This is a genomic window from Pseudomonas jilinensis, assembly GCF_003586265.1.
Taxonomy (GTDB): Bacteria; Pseudomonadota; Gammaproteobacteria; order Pseudomonadales; family Pseudomonadaceae; genus Halopseudomonas; species Halopseudomonas phragmitis.
In genome coordinates this window covers 1-1,115 of record NZ_QJSA01000042.1, presented here as the reverse complement: position 1 = coordinate 1,115, position 1,115 = coordinate 1, and the positions used below count along the sequence as shown (strand labels likewise).

The following is a 1,115-nucleotide window of genomic DNA, read 5'->3' as shown; positions in this document are numbered from 1 at the left end:
GGGCGGTTGCAGGAGCTGAGTGCAACACGGTTATTGAATTGAAGCCGGAGCATCATGCCGCATTGCCATGGCATTTTGCATGACCTCTCCCATCACCTCGATGGGGCATTTGAAGTCGAAGCGCTTGCGCGGTCGCATGTTCAGTTGCAGCGCAATGGCGTCCAGCTCCTCCTGGCTATGTACCGACAGGTCTGTGCCCTTGGGCAAGTACTGGCGAATCAGGCCGTTGATGTTTTCGTTGCTGCCGCGCTGCCAGGGGCTGTGCGGGTCGCAGAAGTAGATCGCCACGCCGGTTCTTTGGGTGATCTCGGCGTGTCGCGCCATCTCCCGGCCCTGGTCGTAAGTCATGCTCTTGCGCATCTCCAGCGGCATGCTATTGAGCGCGGCGCTGAAGCCTTCCAGCGCCGAAGTCGCCGTCGCGTCGTTCATCTTCACCAACATCAGGTAGCCACTGGTGCGTTCCACCAGCGTACCGACGGACGAGGCGTTGGCCTTACCCTTGATGAGGTCGCCTTCCCAATGCCCCGGCATCAGCCTGTCTTCAATCTCCGGCGGGCGCACATGAATACTGACCATCTCGGGGATCTGGCCGCGCCGATCCACGCCACCAGAGCGCGGCCGGCGCGTCGTCTTGCCTTGGCGCAGACAGATGATCAGCTCCTTACGCAGCTCACCCACTGGCAGGGCATAGATCGCGTTGTAGATCGTCTCGCGACAGACGTAGGCATCTCGCAGGTTGGGTATGTTCATGCTGCGCAGCTTGCCGGCAATCTGCTCGGGAGACAAACGCTCACGCAGCATATGGGTCACCAGTTCGAAGCGCTCGCTACCCGGCAACAGTTTTCGCATCGGTCGACAAACCTGGCGGCGGGCCTGCATTTGCTGCTGGGCCAGGCGGGCCGAGTAGCCACCGCAAGCACCTCGGTTACGGCGCAGCTCACGGCTGATGGTCGAAGGGGATCGGTTGATCAAGCAGGCAATCCTGCGCAGGCTGAAGCCTTGGGTACGACCGATTTGAATGGTGGCGCGCTCTTCAACGCTGAGTTCGGTATAAGACATAGGGGCAGCACCGTACCGGAAAGGTCAGGTGTTGCACTCAGTTTTTGCCGCCGCCC

Annotated in this window: 1 protein-coding gene; it reads right to left on the bottom strand. The window is 60.7% G+C overall.

Annotated features, from left to right (window positions below):
* Nucleotides 1-30 precede the first annotated feature (30 nt).
* Nucleotides 31-1,059 carry an IS30-like element ISPsp7 family transposase gene (locus tag C2846_RS18460; RefSeq protein ID WP_033959121.1) on the bottom strand — a complete coding sequence of 343 codons (1,029 nt, stop codon included), beginning with the start codon at nucleotides 1,057-1,059 and terminating at the stop codon, nucleotides 31-33.
* Between the last annotated feature and the right edge of the window lie 56 nt (nucleotides 1,060-1,115).

What these genes read in the sequence shown, in the direction of transcription:
- C2846_RS18460 (WP_033959121.1), bottom strand. Translation starts at nt 1,059, where the DNA reads ATGTCTTATACCGAACTCAGCGTTGAAGAGCGCGCCACCATTCAAATC.